General features: G+C 69.4%; 12 protein-coding genes and 1 tRNA gene. 4 read left to right on the plus strand and 9 right to left on the minus strand.

Annotated elements, in window-relative coordinates:
* Positions 1 to 195 precede the first annotated feature (195 nt).
* The 6 genes from ACFWV8_RS28475 to sucC form a co-directional block, all read right to left on the minus strand.
* Positions 196 to 280 (minus strand) — tRNA-Leu (locus ACFWV8_RS28475).
* Positions 281 to 463: 183 nt separating this feature from the next.
* Positions 464 to 877 carry a VOC family protein gene (locus ACFWV8_RS28480; protein ID WP_384209818.1) on the minus strand — a complete coding sequence of 138 codons (414 nt, stop codon included), beginning with the start codon at positions 875 to 877 and terminating at the stop codon, positions 464 to 466.
* A 10-nt stretch (positions 878 to 887) separates the two neighbouring features.
* The gene (locus ACFWV8_RS28485; RefSeq protein ID WP_384209824.1) at positions 888 to 1,328 is read right to left on the minus strand and encodes a helix-turn-helix transcriptional regulator; all 441 of its coding nucleotides are present in this window, start codon (positions 1,326 to 1,328) and stop codon (positions 888 to 890) included.
* Positions 1,329 to 1,438: 110 nt separating this feature from the next.
* A complete protein-coding gene (locus ACFWV8_RS28490) occupies positions 1,439 to 2,980 on the minus strand; it encodes an aldehyde dehydrogenase family protein (RefSeq protein ID WP_384209829.1) in 1,542 nt (513 codons plus the stop codon).
* 544 nt (positions 2,981 to 3,524) lie between these two features.
* Positions 3,525 to 4,412, minus strand: a complete 888-nt coding sequence (gene sucD / locus ACFWV8_RS28495; RefSeq protein WP_384209834.1) for a succinate--CoA ligase subunit alpha — start codon at positions 4,410 to 4,412, stop codon at positions 3,525 to 3,527.
* 52 nt (positions 4,413 to 4,464) lie between these two features.
* Positions 4,465 to 5,598: an ADP-forming succinate--CoA ligase subunit beta gene (gene sucC, locus ACFWV8_RS28500; RefSeq protein WP_384209841.1), complete on the minus strand. Its 1,134-nt coding sequence runs from the start codon at positions 5,596 to 5,598 to the stop codon at positions 4,465 to 4,467.
* A gap of 181 nt (positions 5,599 to 5,779) precedes the next feature.
* On the opposite strand from sucC, the gene ACFWV8_RS28505 reads away from it, so the two are divergent.
* The 4 genes from ACFWV8_RS28505 (at position 5,780) to ACFWV8_RS28520 (ending at position 12,467) form a co-directional block, all read left to right on the plus strand.
* Entirely contained in the window at positions 5,780 to 7,462 is a 1,683-nt protein-coding gene (locus ACFWV8_RS28505) for a thiamine pyrophosphate-binding protein (protein ID WP_329379184.1), read from the plus strand.
* An 11-nt stretch (positions 7,463 to 7,473) separates the two neighbouring features.
* Positions 7,474 to 8,748, plus strand: coding sequence for a formyl-CoA transferase (gene frc, locus ACFWV8_RS28510; protein ID WP_384209846.1), 1,275 nt, complete (start codon positions 7,474 to 7,476; stop codon positions 8,746 to 8,748).
* A gap of 47 nt (positions 8,749 to 8,795) precedes the next feature.
* Positions 8,796 to 10,895 (plus strand): acetate--CoA ligase family protein, encoded by a 2,100-nt coding sequence (locus tag ACFWV8_RS28515; RefSeq protein ID WP_384209943.1) that lies wholly within the window; start codon positions 8,796 to 8,798, stop codon positions 10,893 to 10,895.
* A 183-nt stretch (positions 10,896 to 11,078) separates the two neighbouring features.
* Positions 11,079 to 12,467: an OFA family MFS transporter gene (locus ACFWV8_RS28520; protein WP_329379188.1), complete on the plus strand. Its 1,389-nt coding sequence runs from the start codon at positions 11,079 to 11,081 to the stop codon at positions 12,465 to 12,467.
* A 107-nt stretch (positions 12,468 to 12,574) separates the two neighbouring features.
* Here the strand turns inward: ACFWV8_RS28520 and ACFWV8_RS28525 are convergent, their stop codons facing one another.
* The 3 genes from ACFWV8_RS28525 to eboE are packed head-to-tail and all read right to left on the minus strand — an operon-like array spanning position 12,575 to position 16,244.
* Complete coding sequence (locus ACFWV8_RS28525) at positions 12,575 to 13,624, minus strand: sugar phosphate isomerase/epimerase family protein (RefSeq protein WP_384209849.1); 1,050 nt, start codon at positions 13,622 to 13,624, stop codon at positions 12,575 to 12,577.
* Positions 13,625 to 13,641: 17 nt separating this feature from the next.
* Positions 13,642 to 15,078, minus strand: coding sequence for an alkaline phosphatase family protein (locus ACFWV8_RS28530; protein WP_384209852.1), 1,437 nt, complete (start codon positions 15,076 to 15,078; stop codon positions 13,642 to 13,644).
* Positions 15,075 to 16,244 (minus strand): metabolite traffic protein EboE, encoded by a 1,170-nt coding sequence (gene eboE / locus ACFWV8_RS28535; protein ID WP_384209855.1) that lies wholly within the window; start codon positions 16,242 to 16,244, stop codon positions 15,075 to 15,077. Before eboE ends, ACFWV8_RS28530 begins: the two co-directional genes overlap by 4 nt.
* Position 16,245 lies beyond the last annotated feature (1 nt).

Consider the following 16,245-nt stretch of genomic DNA (forward strand, 5'->3'; position numbering starts at 1 on the left):
CGCCGCCTCCATGCGCCTCCCGCACACCCGCCCCACCAACACCAATGGGATGAACCGGTCAAACGACGCCGCCAGGCTCCGCAGTCGGGCCTCTTCCGAACAAGATCCCGTACACACGAAGAACTCCCAGCCCGGACGAATCCGTGCTGGGAGTTCTGTGAAGCCAAGCAAGGCAATTACGTGAAATACCCATCGTGTCCGAGGGGGGACTTGAACCCCCACGCCCGATAAAGGGCACTAGCACCTCAAGCTAGCGCGTCTGCCATTCCGCCACCCGGACGAGTGGTCGAACCTCGACGTTTCCGCCGGGCGACGTAATGAACGATACCAGGGCTCAGGGGTGCTCTTCACCCGCATATCCCATGGTCCGGGGCGCGGCGGGGCCGGTGCGGGGCGGGTTCGGGCGGCACCGTACGCTCCTGCGCGGCGCGGTGGAGCGTACGGTGCCGGGGGCGTGCGCCGGCTAGGCGGGCTTCGGCTCCTGGGAGATCCGGACCGTGTTGCCCGAGGGGTCGCGGAACGCGCAGTCGCGTGGGCCCCAGGGCTGGTCGATGGGCTCCTGGAGCACTTCGGCGCCGGCCGACCGTACCTTCTCGAAGGTCGCGTCGACGTCGTCGGTGCGGAAGACGATCTGGGTCAGGACGCCCTTGGTGAGCAGCTCCTGGAGGGCGTCGCCGTCGGCCTGCGAGCGGCCGGCGTGCGGCTGCGAGAGGACGAGTTCGAGGCCCGGCTGGGTCGGGCTGCCGAGGGTGACCCAGCGGAATCCGCCCGAGGCGACGTCGTTGCGGACCTCCAGGCCGAGCGCGTCACGGTAGAAGGTGAGGGCCTCGTCGGGGTCGTTGACAGTGATGTGCGAGTACTGGAGTGCGATGGTCATACCGTCAACGCTAGGCCGCGCCTTCGGGGCCCGCTTCTCGGATCCTGCTCGGTGGCCGCCTGGTGGGGCGGGTGAGCACCTTCGCCAGACAGGCGGGCATCGCCGTGACGGCCCCGTGCTCGCGGGCGGCGTACGCGCTCGGCGTCTCCCCCATGATCTCGGTGAACCGGGAGCTGAACGAGCCGAGGGACGTACAGCCCACTGTCATGCACGCGTCGGTCACGCTCGTGCCGGCGCGGAGCAGCGCCATCGCGCGCTCGATGCGGCGGGTCATGAGATAGCTGTACGGCGTCTCGCCGTAGGCCGCGCGGAACCGCCGCGAGAAGTGCGCGGGCGACATGAGCGCGTGGCGGGCCATCGTGGGCACGTCGAGCGGGCGCGCGTACTCGCGGTCGATCAGATCGCGCGCCCGGCGCAGATGCGCGAGGTCGGCGAGATCCTTCGGGTCCATGGCTACGAGGCTAGCACTCGCCCTGACCTGCGAGGATATGGAGGAATCGGCTGAGGAGGGGTCCGAGCGACCTCAGCCGATCCCGGTTCAGGGCCGTGCCGGATTCACCGTCACGGCATCAGGTGGTAGTCCGGGAAGTTGCCCGGCGGGCGCTCCCCGTCGGGACCGTTCGTGACGGCCTTCACGAGCAGTTCACCGCCGACGAAGGCGCCCCGCCAGGAGTGCCCGAAGCCGCCGAAGAGCTCGTCGCGGTCGCCGCGGGAGCGCGGCTTGCCGTGGCCGACCTTGAAGGCGCGGATCTGCGGGGACAGCCTGGCGTACGTCTCGGGGTCGTCGGTCGCCAGCGTCGCGGCCAGTGCCCCGTTCGAGGCGTTCATCGCGGCGAGGAGTTCCGCCTCGGTGTCGACCAGGACGATGGTGTCGACCGGGCCGAAGGGCTCCGCGTGGTGCAGCGGCGAGGAGGGCGGCGGGCCCAGCAGCGTCACCGGCGCGAGGTACGCGGAGGTGTCCTGGCCGGGCAGGAAGCGCCCGTCCGCGAGCGATCCGTGGTGGATGGGGACCGCGCCGCGGTCGATGGCCTCGGCGACCTGGTCGTCCAGCTCCTTGACCTTGGCCGCGTTGATGAGCGGGCCGAAGTCGAGTTCGGGAAGCGGGTCGTCGGGGTGCTCGACGGCCAGCGGGTGGCCGAGCCGGATGGAGCGGACGGCGGGCAGATAGGCCCCGAGGAAATCGGCGAAGAGGGAGCGCTGGACGACGAAGCGCGGGTACGCGGTGCAGCGCTGCTTGCCGTAGTCGAACAGCTTGGGGATGACGGCGGTGAGCGCGTCCCAGTCGGAGTGGTTCCAGACGCCCCAGGTGTTGAGGCCCTCCTGTTCGAGGATGTGGCGCTTGCCGAGGTCGGCGACGGTGGTGGCGATACGCGCGCCGGTGTCGCGGCCTCCTACGAAGGAGACGCAGCCGATCTCCGGGGAGCGGACGAGCGCCTCGGAGAGTTCCCCGCCGCTGCCGCTGACCAGGGTGAACGGGAGCCCTTCGCGGACGGCGAGCGCGGCGGCCAGGGTGAGGCAGGCGACACCGCCGTCGGTGGGCGCCTTGGCGATCACCGCGTTGCCGGCGAGCGCCTGCACGAGCATGGCGTGGACCAGCACGGACATGGGGTAGTTCCAGCTGGCGATGTTGGAGACCGGGCCCGGCAGCGGGGTGCGGCCATCCAGCATGGGTTCGACGCCGTCGACGTACCAGCGCACGCCGTCGATGGCGCGGTCGACGTCCGCCTGGGCGAGCCGCCAGGGCTTGCCGATCTCCCAGACGAGGAGGAGGGCGAGCAACTCGCGGTGTTCGGTCAGGGCGTCGAGCGTGGCGCCGACGCGGGCGCGGCGCTCGGCGAGCGGGACGTGCCGCCAGGCGCGGTGCTGGTCGAGCGAGGCGCGTACGGCCTGCTGGGCGGCCTCGGCGCCGAGCCGCGGCGGCCCGACGATGGGGCTGCCGTCGACGGCGCTGTAGGCGGGGAGGGTACGGCCGCCGGACTGCCAGGTGGCATCCCAGAGGTTGAGGACGTGGTCCTCCCGGAAGGCCTCGGGCGCGATGGCGAGGCATTGCTGCCAGGCGTCGGACCACGCGGTGCCCGGCTTGAGGATGAGGGTGGGTGCCATTGAGGGTTCTCCGCTCGTGAAGGGGCGGGGCGCGTGAGCGCGGATGCCGGACGAGGTGCACGGGTCGTCCGGGTACGGCAGGGGTGGAGCGTGTTGTTCTCACCGGGCCCGCCCGGTGGCCGGTTCGTCCTCAAACGCCGGACGGGCTGAATCCCGGACGCCGGGCGGACCAGGGGTGGCCGGACGGACCAGATCGCGGCCCGGCTGATCACCGGGCACACGACCGCGCCACCCGGCGGCGGGGACGGCCCGCCGGGGAGACGAGTCGTCGCCCATCCCGACCGGGACGGGCCACCCGACCCGGACTGTCCCGAGCCGAACGGGCTGAATCCCGGACGCCGGGCGGGGCGGCGGCCCGGCTGATCACCAGGCACACGCGCGCCGCCCGCCGGCGGGGACGGTCCGCCGGGGAGACGGGATGTCGCCCGTCCCGACCGGGACCGGCCCCTCCCGGGGCGTGTCTCGGAAGTCACCCGTGCGCCCGGGGGACGCCACAAGGCCGCCGTGCCCCGCACAGGGCTTCCGAAACACGCCCCGGGTCGTGTCAGGCGCTGACCGCTATGCGGTCGAGCACCAGGCGGGCCGTTTCCGAGGGCGTCGAGCCGACGCGGACTCCGACGGCTTCCAGTGCCTTCTTCTTCGCCTCCGCCGTGCCCGACGAGCCCGAGACGATCGCCCCTGCGTGGCCCATCGTCTTGCCCTCGGGCGCGGTGAAGCCCGCGATGTAGCCGACCACCGGCTTGGTCACATGGTCCGCGATGTACGCCGCCGCACGCTCCTCCGCGTCGCCGCCGATCTCGCCGATGAGCACGATGAGTTCGGTGTCCGGGTCGGCCTCGAACGCGGCGAGGCAGTCGATGTGTGTCGTGCCGACGACGGGGTCTCCCCCGATACCGACCGCCGACGAGAAGCCGATCTCGCGCAGCTCGTACATCAACTGGTACGTCAGCGTGCCCGACTTGGAGACCAGTCCGATCTTGCCGGGCTTGGTCGCGATGTCCGCCGGGATGATGCCGGCGTTGGACTGTCCGGGGCTGATGAGCCCTGGGCAGTTGGGCCCGATGATCCGGGTGTCGCTCTTCGCGGCGTACGCCTGGAAGACGACCGCGTCATGGACGGGGATGCCCTCGGTGATCACGACGGCGAGGCCGATCCCCGCGTCGACGGCCTCCAGTACCGCCGCCTTCGCGAACGGCGGCGGCACGAAGACGATGGTGACGTCCGCGCCGGTCGCCGCGATGCCGTCGGCGACGGAGCCGAAGACGGGGACCGCCCTGCCGTCGAAGTCGACGCTCTGGCCCGCCTTGCGCGGGTTGACGCCGCCGACGACCTCGGTCCCGGCCTCCAGCATCCGGCGGGTGTGCTTCATGCCCTCGGCACCGGTCATGCCCTGGACGAGGACCTTGCTCTCCTTGGTCAGGAAAATCGCCATGGTCTCTTCTCCCTCTTTCCGTTGTCCGCGTCGCCTGCTGCTGCTGGCAGGCTCATCCGGCGTTGGCGAGTACGGCGGACTGGCGCGCGGCGCCGTCCATGGTCGTGACCTGCTCCACGAGCGGATGCGCACGGTCGGCGAGGATCGCGCGGCCCTGGGCGGCGTTGTTGCCGTCGAGGCGTACGACGAGCGGTTTGGTCAGCCGGACGGTCTCCAGCGCCTGGACGATGCCGTCGGCGACGGCGTCGCAGGCGGTGATCCCGCCGAAGACGTTGACGAACACGGACTTCACGTCGGGGTCGGACAGGATGACGGAGAGTCCGTCGGCCATGACCTGGGCCGAGGCGCCGCCGCCGATGTCGAGGAAGTTGGCGGGGCGGGCGCCGCAGCCGGCGACGACGTCGAGGGTCGACATGACGAGCCCCGCGCCGTTGCCGATGATGCCGACCTCGCCGTCGAGCTTGACGTAGTTGAGGCCCTTGGCGGCGGCTGCCGCCTCCAGCGGGTCGGCGCCCGGGTCCTCCTGGTCGTCGCCCCAACGGCTCTGGCGGAACCGGGCGTTGTCGTCCAGGGTCACTTTTCCGTCAAGTGCCAGGATGCGGCCGTCGGTTGTCCTGACGAGCGGGTTGACCTCGACCAGCAGCGCGTCCTCCTTGATCAGGACCTGCCAGAGCGACTGGAGTACGAAGGCGGTCTCCGGCGGCAGCCCGGCCGCCGCCGCGATCTCCGCCGCCTTGGCCGCCGTGACGCCCTCGGCCGGATCGACCGGGATCCGGGCCACCGCCTCGGGGCGGGTCGCCGCCACCTCCTCGATCTCCATGCCGCCCTCGGCGGACGCGATCGCGAGGAAGGTCCCCGCGGCGCGGTCGAGCACGTAACTGACGTAGAACTCGGTCTCGATGTCCACCGGTTGGGCCAGCATCACCGTGCGGACGGTGTGGCCCTTGATGTCCATCCCGAGGATCTGGCGAGCGGTCAGTTCCGCGGCGGCCGGATCGGCCGCGAGCTTCACCCCGCCTGCCTTGCCCCGGCCTCCGGTCTTCACCTGTGCCTTGACGACGACCCGGCCGCCGAGCCGCTCCGCCGCGAGGGCGGCTTCCCTCGCGAACTCGACGGTTTCGGCCTCCGGCACGGCGATGCCGTACTCCGCGAACAGGTCTCTGGCTTGGTGCTCGTACAGATCCATGCCGGCTCCCACTGCAACAGAAACGAATGAAAGTGCCGCACGCCCCCTGGACACCACCCACCGAATGCGGGATAACAAGCTTCATACAGTATTCGTCGACTGTATGCAATCCATCGCGGGAGCACTCGGGAGCACCCCCAAGAGCACCCCCGGCTCCCCTACGAAGGGACAGGACAACCTCATGCCCGACGACAGCCAGGAACTCATCTCCGGTGGTCATCTGGTCGCCAAGGCACTCAAGGCAGAAGGTGTCGAGGTCATCTACACCCTCTGCGGCGGCCACATCATCGACATCTACGACGGCTGCGTCGACGAGGGCATCGAAGTCGTCGACGTACGTCACGAGCAGGTCGCCGCCCACGCCGCCGACGGTTACGCGCGCATCACCGGCAAGCCCGGCTGCGCCGTCGTCACCGCGGGACCGGGCACGACCGACGCCGTCACCGGTGTCGCCAACGCGTTCCGTGCCGAGTCACCCATGCTGCTCATCGGCGGCCAGGGCGCACTCACCCAGCACAAGATGGGTTCGCTGCAGGACCTGCCGCACGTGGACATGATGACGCCGATCACCAAGTTCGCGGCGACCGTCCCCGACACGGCCCGCGCGGCCGACATGGTCTCCATGGCCTTCCGGGAGTGCTACAACGGCGCTCCCGGCCCGTCCTTCCTGGAGATTCCGCGCGATGTCCTCGACGCGAAGGTCCCGGCCGACAAAGCACGCGTACCCAAGGCCGGCCAGTACCGGGCCTCGACCCGTTCGGCCGGTGACCCCGCGGCCATCGAGAAGCTCGCCGATCTGCTCGTGCACGCCGAGAAGCCGGCGATCCTGCTCGGCAGCCAGGTGTGGACCACCCGGGCCACGGACGAGGCGATCGAGCTCGTACGGACGCTGAACGTCCCCGCCTACATGAACGGCGCGGGCCGGGGCACCCTGCCTCCCGGCGACCCGCACCACTTCCAGCTCTCCCGCCGCTACGCCTTCACCAACGCCGACCTCATCATCATCGTCGGCACGCCCTTCGACTTCCGGATGGGTTACGGCAAGCGGCTCTCGCCCGACGCGACGGTCGTCCAGATCGACCTCGACTACCGCACCGTCGGCAAGAACCGCGACATCGACCTCGGCATCGTCGGCGACGCCGGCCTCGTCCTGAAGTCGGTCACCGAGGCGGCGAGCGGCCGGATCAACGGCGGCTCGGTCAAGCGCAAGGCATGGCTGGAGGAGCTGCGGGCCGCCGAGCAGACGGCGATCGAGAAGCGGCTGCCCTCGCTCAAGAAGGACAGCTCGCCGATCCACCCCTACCGGCTGGTCAGCGAGATCAACGAATTCCTCACCGAGGACTCGATCTACATCGGCGACGGCGGCGACATCGTCACCTTCTCCGGCCAGGTCGTGCAGCCCAAGTCGCCCGGCCACTGGATGGACCCGGGCCCGCTCGGCACGCTCGGTGTCGGCGTCCCCTTCGTCCTCGCGGCGAAGAAGGCGCGGCCTGACAAGGAGGTCGTGGCGCTCTTCGGCGACGGCGCGTTCTCGCTGACGGGCTGGGACTTCGAGACGCTCGTCCGCTACAACCTGCCGTTCGTGGGCATCGTCGGCAACAACTCGTCGATGAACCAGATCCGTTACGGCCAGAAGGCCAAGTACGGCGACGAGCGCGAGCGGGTCGGCAACACCCTCGGCGACGTCCACTACGACAAGTTCGCCCAGATGCTGGGCGGTTACGGCGAAGAGGTCAGGGACCCGGCCGAGATCGCACCCGCGCTCCAGCGGGCCCGCGAGTCCGGGCTGCCGTCACTGATCAACGTCTGGGTCGACCCCGACGCGTACGCCCCCGGAACCATGAACCAGACCATGTACAAGTAAGGGAGGCCATGATGACCCAGGCTCTCGAAGCCCCGGAGAACTCCCCCGACACACCGAGCCCCCAGGCCCTGAGCGGCATCCGTGTCCTCGACATGACGCATGTGCAGTCCGGCCCTTCGGCCACCCAGATCCTCGCCTGGCTCGGCGCGGACGTGGTGAAGGTGGAGGCGCCGACGGGCGACATCACCCGTAAGCAGCTGCGCGACATCCCCGATGTCGACTCGCTGTACTTCACGATGCTCAACTGCAACAAGCGCAGTGTCACGCTCAACACCAAGACCGAGCGCGGCAAGGAGATCCTGACCGAACTCATCCGCCGCTCCGACGTGATGGTCGAGAACTTCGGCCCCGGCGCGGTCGACCGGATGGGATTCACCTGGGAGAAGATCCAGGAGATCAACCCGAAGATCGTGTACGCCTCGATCAAGGGCTTCGGCGAAGGCCCGTACACCAACTTCAAGGCGTACGAGGTCGTCGCGCAGGCGATGGGCGGCTCGATGTCGACCACCGGCTTCGAGGACGGTCCGCCGCTGGCGACCGGCTCGCAGATCGGTGACTCCGGCACCGGCATGCACGCGGTGGCCGCCATCCTGGCCGCGCTCTACCAGCGCACCGCCACCGGGCGCGGGCAGCGCGTGAACGTCGCGATGCAGCACGCCGTGCTCAACCTCTGCCGGGTCAAGCTCCGTGACCAGCAGCGCCTTTCGCACGGCCCGCTGGCCGAGTACCCGAACGAGGACTTCGGCGACGCGGTCCCGCGCTCCGGCAACGCCAGCGGCGGCGGACAGCCCGGCTGGGCGGTCAAGTGCGCGCCGGGCGGCCCGAACGACTACGTGTACGTGATCGTGCAGCCGGTCGGCTGGAAGCCCGTCAGCGAACTGATCGGCCGGCCCGAACTGGCCGACGACCCTGACTGGGCGACTCCCGAGGCCCGCCTCACCAAGCTGGGCAAGATGTTCCAGCTCATCGAGGAGTGGACCTCGACCCTTCCCAAGTGGGAGGTGCTGGAGAAGCTCAACGCGCACAACATCCCGTGCGGCCCGATCCTCTCCACCAAGGAGATCATCGAGGACCCCTCGCTCGCGGCCAACGAGATGGTCGTCGAGGTCGAGCACCCGCAGCGCGGGAGTTTCACCACGGTCGGAAGCCCGCTGAAGCTCTCCGACTCCCCCGTCCACATCACCGCATCCCCGCTGCTCGGTGAGCACAACGCGGAGGTGTACGTCGGCGAGCTCGGTCTCGGCGACGAGGAACTGCGCCTGTTGAAGACGAACGGAGTCATCTAGTGGCGGACAGCACTGCCTTCAAGCCCGACAAGGACAACGTCGACGCGATCATCAAGACCGCGCTCGCGCAGGGGCGTACGTCGCTGACCGCGCCCGAGGGCAAGGCGATCACGGACGCGTACGGGATCCCGACGCCGGGCGAGGCGCTCGCGGAGTCGGCCGACGACGCGGTGGCCGTGGCCGCCCGGATCGGTTTCCCGGTCGCGATGAAGATCGTGTCGCCGGAGATCCTGCACAAGACGGACGCGGGCGGCGTGCAGATCGGCGTCGGTTCGGCGGCCGAGGTACGGGCCGCCTTCACCACGATCGTGTCCAACGCGCGGGCGTACGACCCGAACGCGCAGATCCTGGGCGTCCAGGTGCAGCAGATGGTGCCCGCGGGCACCGAGATCCTGATCGGTACGGTCACCGACCCCACCTTCGGCAAGGTCGTGGCCTTCGGTCTCGGCGGTGTCCTGGTGGAGGTGCTGAAGGACGTCACCTTCCGGCTCGCGCCCGCCACCAAGGACGACGCGCTGTCCATGCTGGACGGCATCCGGGCCGCGGAGATCCTGCGCGGCGTACGGGGCGGTGCGGCGGTCGACCGTGACGCGCTGGCCGATCTCGTGGTGCGGGTCTCGCAGTTGGCCGCCGACTTCCCCAACATCGCGGAGGTGGACCTCAACCCGGTCTTCGCGTCGGCGAGCGGGGTCATGGCGGCCGACGTACGGATCCTGCTCACCGACGAGGTGCCCGCCGTACGGCGCACCTACTCGCGCGAGGAGATCCTCACCTCCATGCGCCGGCTCATGGAGCCGCGTTCGGTGGCGGTCATCGGTGCCTCCAACGAGGACGGCAAGATCGGCAATTCGGTCATGCGGAACCTTATCGACGGAGGTTTCGCGGGCGAGATCTACCCGGTCAATCCCAAAGCCGATGACATTCTCGGCCGCAAGGCGTACAAGAGCGTGATGGACGTTCCCGGTGAGCCTGACGTGGCGATATTCGCGATCCCCGCGAAGTTCGTCGCCACCGCGCTCACCGAGGTCGGCCGCAAGAACATCCCCAACGCCGTCCTGATCCCGTCCGGGTTCGCCGAGACCGGCGAGCACGAACTCCAGCAGCAGATCGTGACGATCGCCGAGGAGAACGGGATCCGGCTGCTCGGGCCGAACATCTACGGCTACTACTCCACCTGGCAGGACCTCTGCGCCACGTTCTGCACCCCGTACGACGTCAAGGGCGGCGTGGCACTGACCTCGCAGTCCGGCGGCATCGGGATGGCGATCCTCGGCTTCGCGAGGACCACCAGGACCGGTGTGTCGGCCATCGTCGGACTCGGCAACAAGTCGGACCTCGACGAGGACGACCTGCTGACCTGGTTCGGTGAGGACGACAACACCGACTGCATCGCGATGCACCTGGAGGACCTCAAGGACGGCCGCGCCTTCGTCGAGGCGGCGCGCGCGACCGTACCGAAGAAGCCCGTGGTGGTCCTCAAGGCCGGTCGTACGGCGGCGGGCGCCAAGGCGGCGGGCTCGCACACCGGGGCCCTGGCGGGCGACGACGCGGTGTACGAGGACATCCTGCGGCAGTCGGGCGTCATCAGGGCGCCGGGTCTTGGCGAGATGCTGGAGTTCGCGCGCGGGCTGCCCGTACTCCCCACCCCCAAGGGCGACAACGTCGTGATCATCACGGGCGCCGGCGGGTCGGGGGTGCTGCTGTCGGACGCGATCGTCGACAACGGCCTGTCGCTGATGGAGATCCCGCCGGACCTGGACGAGGCGTTCCGCGCCTTCATCCCGCCCTTCGGGGCGGCGGGCAACCCGGTGGACATCACGGGCGGCGAGCCGCCGTCCACCTACGAGGCCACGATCCGGCTCGGGTTGGAGGATCCCCGGATCCACTCACTCGTGCTGGGCTACTGGCACACAATCGTCACCCCGCCGATGGTCTTCGCCGAACTGACGGCGCGGGTGGTGGCCGAGTTCAGGGAACGCGGCATCGAGAAGCCGGTGGTGGCGTCGCTCGCGGGCGACGTCGAGGTGGAGGCCGCGTGCCAGTACCTCTACGAACGGGGCGTCGTAGCGTACCCGTACACCACCGAGAAGCCCGTCGAGGTGCTCGGCGCGAAATACCGCTGGGCGCGGGCGGCGGGGCTGCTGTGAGAGACCGGCAGCGGCCGAGCGCAGGCCGTACGGCGCAAGCCGCAGAGCTGTAGGGAGGCGCCGGATGAGCTGACGGTGCGACCCAGGGGGCCTGTGGATTCCGCTCATCGCAGGCCCCCCGCACGAAGAGAACGGACAGGGGGCGCTGGCCTGACTTCTTCGACGCAAGGGGTTCGATCGAAAATGGCGACAACTGACATCTCCACATCCGTCCCCTATCAGGAGGTGACCGACCGGAACGGCCGCATCTACCGGATCGGCCAGTCCGACCGGCAGATCATGGGGCGGCCGCGCTGGACGATGGTGCTCTTCCCGTGGATCGGCATGATGGGGATCAGCTCCTCGGAGTACGCGTTCACCGCGGCCGAGGACACTCTCCACACGGCACACGCGTGGAGCAGCGGGCACATCTTCTGGCTGATGGGTGTCTGGATCTTCTTCCAGGCGGCCGTGGCCTTCCCCGCGGGGCAGCTCCGTGAGAGCGGCAAGCTGCCCGCCCGCTACGCGATGATGCTCGGCGCGCTGGGCACGCTGCTGGGCTACCTCTCCCTGGCCTACGCGCCGCACGTGATCGTGGCGTACATAGGCTTCGGTATGTTCAGCGGTATCGGCGCCGGTCTCGTCTACGCGACCTGCGTCAACATGGTCGGCAAGTGGTATCCGGAGCGCAAGGGAGGCAAGACCGGCCTCGTCAACGGCGGTTTCGCCTACGGCTCCGTGCCCTTCGTCTTCCTTTTCACCTCGTACATGGACCTGAGCAACTACCAGGGTGTGCTGGTCTTCGTCGGTGTGGTCTGCTGCGCGATGGTCGCCGTCTCCGGCTGGTTCTTCAAGGACCCGCCGAAGTTCTGGTGGCCCGAGGGTGCCGACCCGCTGAAGGTCTCCGACGACCCGAGGATCCGGCGCGCGCTGGAGAAGAACCCGCCGGCCGTCCGGCAGTACACCCCGAAGGAAGCCGCACGGGTCCCGGTCCTGTGGATGATGTGGTTCTGCCTGCTCTGCACGGCGGGCATCAACATCTTCGGTATCGCGATGCAGGTGCCGTTCGGTAAGGAAATGGGCTTCGCCGGCGGGATCGTGGCCACGGCCATGTCGCTGAAGGCCATCGTGAACGGTACGGGCCGAGGCGTCATCGGCTGGATCTCCGACAAGTACGGGCGCCGCCAGACGCTGATCTTCGTCTGCATCGTCCTGGGCATGTCGCAGTTCGGCGTGCTGGCCTCCGGATCCGCGGGCAGTATGCCGCTGTTCCTGGTCTGCTCGATGATCTCCGGCTTCGGCGGCGGCGCGATCTTCCCGCTCTTCGCGGCCATGACGGCGGACTACTTCGGCGAGAACAACAACGCGTCGAACTACGGCATGGTCTACAGCTCCAAGCTCATCTCCGGCCTGGTCGGTGCCGGTGTGGGTGGAGTCGTGGTGAGCAACTGGGGTTACAACACCGCGTTCGTCATCGCCGGCAGCGTCGGACTGTTCTCGGCGTGCCTGGCGACCTTCCTGAAGGCTCCGGGGCGGCCGGACATCAAGAAGATCCAGGCGAATCCGAACCCGATCGGGCGGGAGGACGCCTGAGCGGGTCCGGAAAACGGGATCGCGCACACACACGAGGCCCCCTGTGCGGCTCCGGAAGGAGTCGTACAGGGGGCCTCGTCATGGGCGAGTCATGCGGGTCGGGCGGGTCAGCAGCGCTTCTCGCGCAGCGAGTGCAGGTGGTCCGCCGACTTCTGGGCGAACAGGATCGAGTCGACCGGGTTGTCGTGCTCGGCCTGCCAGTGGTGGGTCCTGCGGCCGTTGTGGGTCTTGTTCACGGCCGAGATGAACTTCTTGTAGTCGATGTCGCCGTCGCCGACGTCGACCATGTCGTAGCCGTCGCGCGCCTCCTCGTTCTTCACGCCGTCCTTGACGTGGAAGAGGGGGTAGCGCTCGGGCTGCTTGAGCACGTAGCGCAGCGGGTCGAAGGGGGCGGGCTTGCCGTCACCGGTCTTGCTGAAGCGGTGCACGGCGGAGAAGGCCCAGTAGATGTCCATCTCCAGATAGACCAGCTTGGGGTCTGTCTCCGCGAGCAGGACGTCGTAGAGGCGGACGCCCGGCTTGTCGCTGGCGAAGGAGAACTCCTCGGCGTGGTTGTGCTGGTAGAACTTCATGCCGCGCTTGCGGGCGGCGGCGCCGTAGGTGTTGAAGTCCTCGGCCGCCCGCTTCCAGGCGTCGACGGTGTCACCGTGACGGAAGGGTCCGGAAGCCGTACCGATGTGGTCGAGGCCCAGCGCCTGGGCGTCGTCCAGCACCTTCTCCAGGTTCTGGGCGAAGCTGTACGCGTCCGGGTTGTTGTCGTCGGCGTAGTTGACGTGGCTGCCGATCGGGCGCAGGCCGTGGTTCCTGGCCAGCTTGCGGAGCTGCGGGATGGTGATGGCGCCCGCGCTGCCCTGGGTGTAGCCCGCGTACTCGATCTCGTCGTAGCCGAAGCGCTCCAGCTCCTCGAAGACCTTCGCGAAGCCGAGGGAGTTGACCTTGTCACGCAGCGAGTAGAGCTGGATGCCGAGGTGGCCCGGGGTGAGGACCGGCTCGGTCTTTCCGTGACCGTGGCCCCGGCCGCGCTCGGTGGCGGCTGCGGGGGTGGCCGCGGAGAGACCGAGGATGGCGGCGGCACCGGTGCCCGCCGCCACACCCAGCATGTTGCGGCGGCTGAGCTTCGCTGCGAGCTCCGGGTCGACTGACTTCTTGCGGCTCATGCGTGGAACTCCTTAGGTCAGTGCAGTCCTGCGAGGTTGAGGAGCAGGGATTTCACGTCGGTGGCCTCGGTGCGGCCGGTGACGGCTTCGGGGGTGGAGCAGAGGATGAGCGGGCCCTCGTCGTCGCTCGTGGGAAGGCGGCCGTGGCTGCCGCGGATGGGTGAGGGGTCCAGGGGGACCACGGCGAGCCGGTAGCGCATGCCGAGCTTCTTGCGGGCGATGGCCTTGGCCGCCTTGACCTTCACATACGGGTCGGCGGGGTCCATGAACAGCTCGACGGGGTCGTAGCCCGGCTTGCGGTGGATCTCGACGAGCTGGGCGAAGTCGGGAGCCTTGGCGTCGTCGAGCCAGTAGTAGTACGTGAACCAGGCGTCCGGCTCGGCGACGGCGACCAGTTCGCCGGAGCGCGGGTGGTCCAGGCCGTAGTTCTTCTTGCCCTCGTCGTCCAGGATCTCCTCGATGCCCTTGAGGTCCTTCAGCGCCTCGCGGGTCGCGTCCAGGTCCTCGGGGCGGCGCACGTAGATGTGCGAGATCTGGTGGTCGGAGACGGCGAAGGCGCGCGAGGCCATCGGGTCCAGATACTCCATGCCGTCCTGGGTGTGGACCTCAAGGAGGCCGGCACGGCGCAGGGCCCGGTTGATGTCGACGGGCCGGGAGACGTTGGTGATGCCGTACTCGGACAGGGCGACGACCGTGCGGCCCTCGCGGCGCGCGTCGGCCAGCAGGGGGCCCATCGCCGCGTCGAGGTCGCGGGCCGCCTGGTGGGAGCGGGGGTCGTCGGGGCCGAAGCGCTGGAGGTCGTAGTCCAGGTGCGGGAGATAGCAGAGCGCCAGATCGGGACGGCGGGTGTCGATGATGTGGCGGGTGGCGTCGATGATCCACTGCGAGGAGACGAGGTCGGCGCCGGGGCCCCAGAAGTGGAAGAGGGGGAACGTGCCGAGTTTGTCGTGCAGTTCGTCGTGCAGGGCCGGGGGCCGGGTGTAGCAGTCGGGCTCCTTGCGGCCGTCGGCGTAGTACACGGGGCGCGGTGTGACGGTGTAGTCGGTGTCGGCGCCCATCGCGTACCACCAGCAGATGTTGGCGACGGTGTAGCCGGGGTGGACGCGGCGGGCGGCGTCCCAGAGCTTGTCGCCGGAGACGAGTCCGTTGTGCTGGCGCCACAGCAGCACGTCGCCCAGTTCGCGGAAGTACCAGCCGTTGCCGACGATGCCGTGCTCGGACGGCAGGGTGCCGGTGAGGAACGTGGACTGCGCGCTGCACGTGACGGCGGGCAGCACGGTGGTCAGCGGGCCCTGCGAGCCCGCGGCGGCCAGCTTCTTGAGATTCGGCATATGGGCCAGGAGCTGGGGGGTGAGGCCGACGACGTCCAGGACCAGCAGCGGGGTGGGGCCCGTCGCGGTCTCGGCGGGCTCGGCGGGCCCGGTCTTCGGCTCGGATGTGGGGTCGGCGGTCATGGCAGCTCCTTGAGACCCAGGTCGACCAGGAGGTCGCGGGCCAGCGTCAGTTCGGCGGCGATGCCCTCCGCGAGCCGGCCGCGTGAGCGGGGGCGCAGCTCGGGCGGGAGCGCCTGCCAGGTGTACGTCTCGACCTCCAGGTGGCGGGTCAGCGGTTCGGCGCCACCGACGAGCCGGGCGAGGGTTTCCTGGAGTACGGGGAGGGTCGAGGTCAGGGGCGGGGCGGGCGGGGCGTGCAGCGGGACATGGAAGTGGGCGCGCCAGGGGGCGCCGTCGGGCAGCGCCTCGCCGGCCAGGGCCTCTTCGAGGTCGTCGGTGCCACGCAGCCCGGCCGCCGTACGGGTGCGGGTCTGGTGCAGGAAGCGCGGCTCGGCGAAGGCGGCCAGGGCGTCCCGTACCTCGGGCAGATGGGGGTGTTCGGCGTGCAGCGCGGCGGAGAGCTGCGCCTTGGGGATGGTGACTCCGGCCTCGGTGAGCGCTTCGAGCGCCGTCGACGGCTCCTCGAAGGAGGTGGCGAGATGGCAGGTGTCGACGCAGATGCCGATCCGGGAGCTGGCCACGTCGGTGAGCGGCCCGATCGCGTCGGCGGTGGTCTCGACGGTGCAGCCGGGCTCGGGCTCCAGCGCGATCCGGATGGATTTGCCGGTCAACTCCTCCAGCGCGTCCAGCCGTTCGGCGAGGGTGGTGAGCGCGGCGTGGGCGGTGCGGGCGGCCGCTTCGTCGAAGTCGGTGCGCCAGGCGAGCGGCAGCGTCGATACGGAGCCCTCGGTGACGTCGTCGGGCAGCAGGGCCGCGAGGAGCCTCGCGAGGTCGGTGGTGTGCTCAAGGCGCTCGGGGTCGGCCCAGTCCGGTTTGTAGACGCGGTACTTGACCTCTTCGGCGCCGAAGCCCTCGTACGGGAATCCGTTGAGGGTCACGACCTCCAAGCCGCGCCGCTCCAACTCGCCTTTGAGGCCGCGTAGTTGGGCGGGGTCGTTGATCAGCGAGCGGGCCGCGCCCTTGGCGAGCCACAGACCTATGCCGAGGCGGTCGCGGCCCAGGCGCTTACGGACCGGCTCGCAGTGGTCGCGCAGTTGGGCCAGGACGCCTTCGAGGTTCTCGGCGGGGTGGACGTTGGTGCAGTACGAGAGATGGACGGTGGAGCCGTCGGGGTGGCGGAAGCGCATG

It is taken from the genome of Streptomyces sp. NPDC058665, from assembly GCF_042714995.1.
GTDB lineage: Bacteria > Actinomycetota > Actinomycetes > Streptomycetales > Streptomycetaceae > Streptomyces.

Bases quoted from the DNA above. Each gene is read 5' to 3' on its own strand.
- ACFWV8_RS28480 (WP_384209818.1), bottom strand. From the start codon at position 877: ATGACCATCGCACTCCAGTACTCGCACATCACTGTCAACGACCCCGAC.
- ACFWV8_RS28485 (WP_384209824.1), bottom strand. From the start codon at position 1,328: ATGGACCCGAAGGATCTCGCCGACCTCGCGCATCTGCGCCGGGCGCGC.
- ACFWV8_RS28490 (WP_384209829.1), bottom strand. From the start codon at position 2,980: ATGGCACCCACCCTCATCCTCAAGCCGGGCACCGCGTGGTCCGACGCC.
- sucD (WP_384209834.1), bottom strand. From the start codon at position 4,412: ATGGCGATTTTCCTGACCAAGGAGAGCAAGGTCCTCGTCCAGGGCATG.
- sucC (WP_384209841.1), bottom strand. From the start codon at position 5,598: ATGGATCTGTACGAGCACCAAGCCAGAGACCTGTTCGCGGAGTACGGC.
- ACFWV8_RS28505 (WP_329379184.1), top strand. From the start codon at position 5,780: ATGCCCGACGACAGCCAGGAACTCATCTCCGGTGGTCATCTGGTCGCC.
- frc (WP_384209846.1), top strand. From the start codon at position 7,474: ATGACCCAGGCTCTCGAAGCCCCGGAGAACTCCCCCGACACACCGAGC.
- ACFWV8_RS28520 (WP_329379188.1), top strand. From the start codon at position 11,079: ATGGCGACAACTGACATCTCCACATCCGTCCCCTATCAGGAGGTGACC.
- ACFWV8_RS28525 (WP_384209849.1), bottom strand. From the start codon at position 13,624: ATGAGCCGCAAGAAGTCAGTCGACCCGGAGCTCGCAGCGAAGCTCAGC.
- ACFWV8_RS28530 (WP_384209852.1), bottom strand. From the start codon at position 15,078: ATGACCGCCGACCCCACATCCGAGCCGAAGACCGGGCCCGCCGAGCCC.
- eboE (WP_384209855.1), bottom strand. From the start codon at position 16,244: ATGCGCTTCCGCCACCCCGACGGCTCCACCGTCCATCTCTCGTACTGC.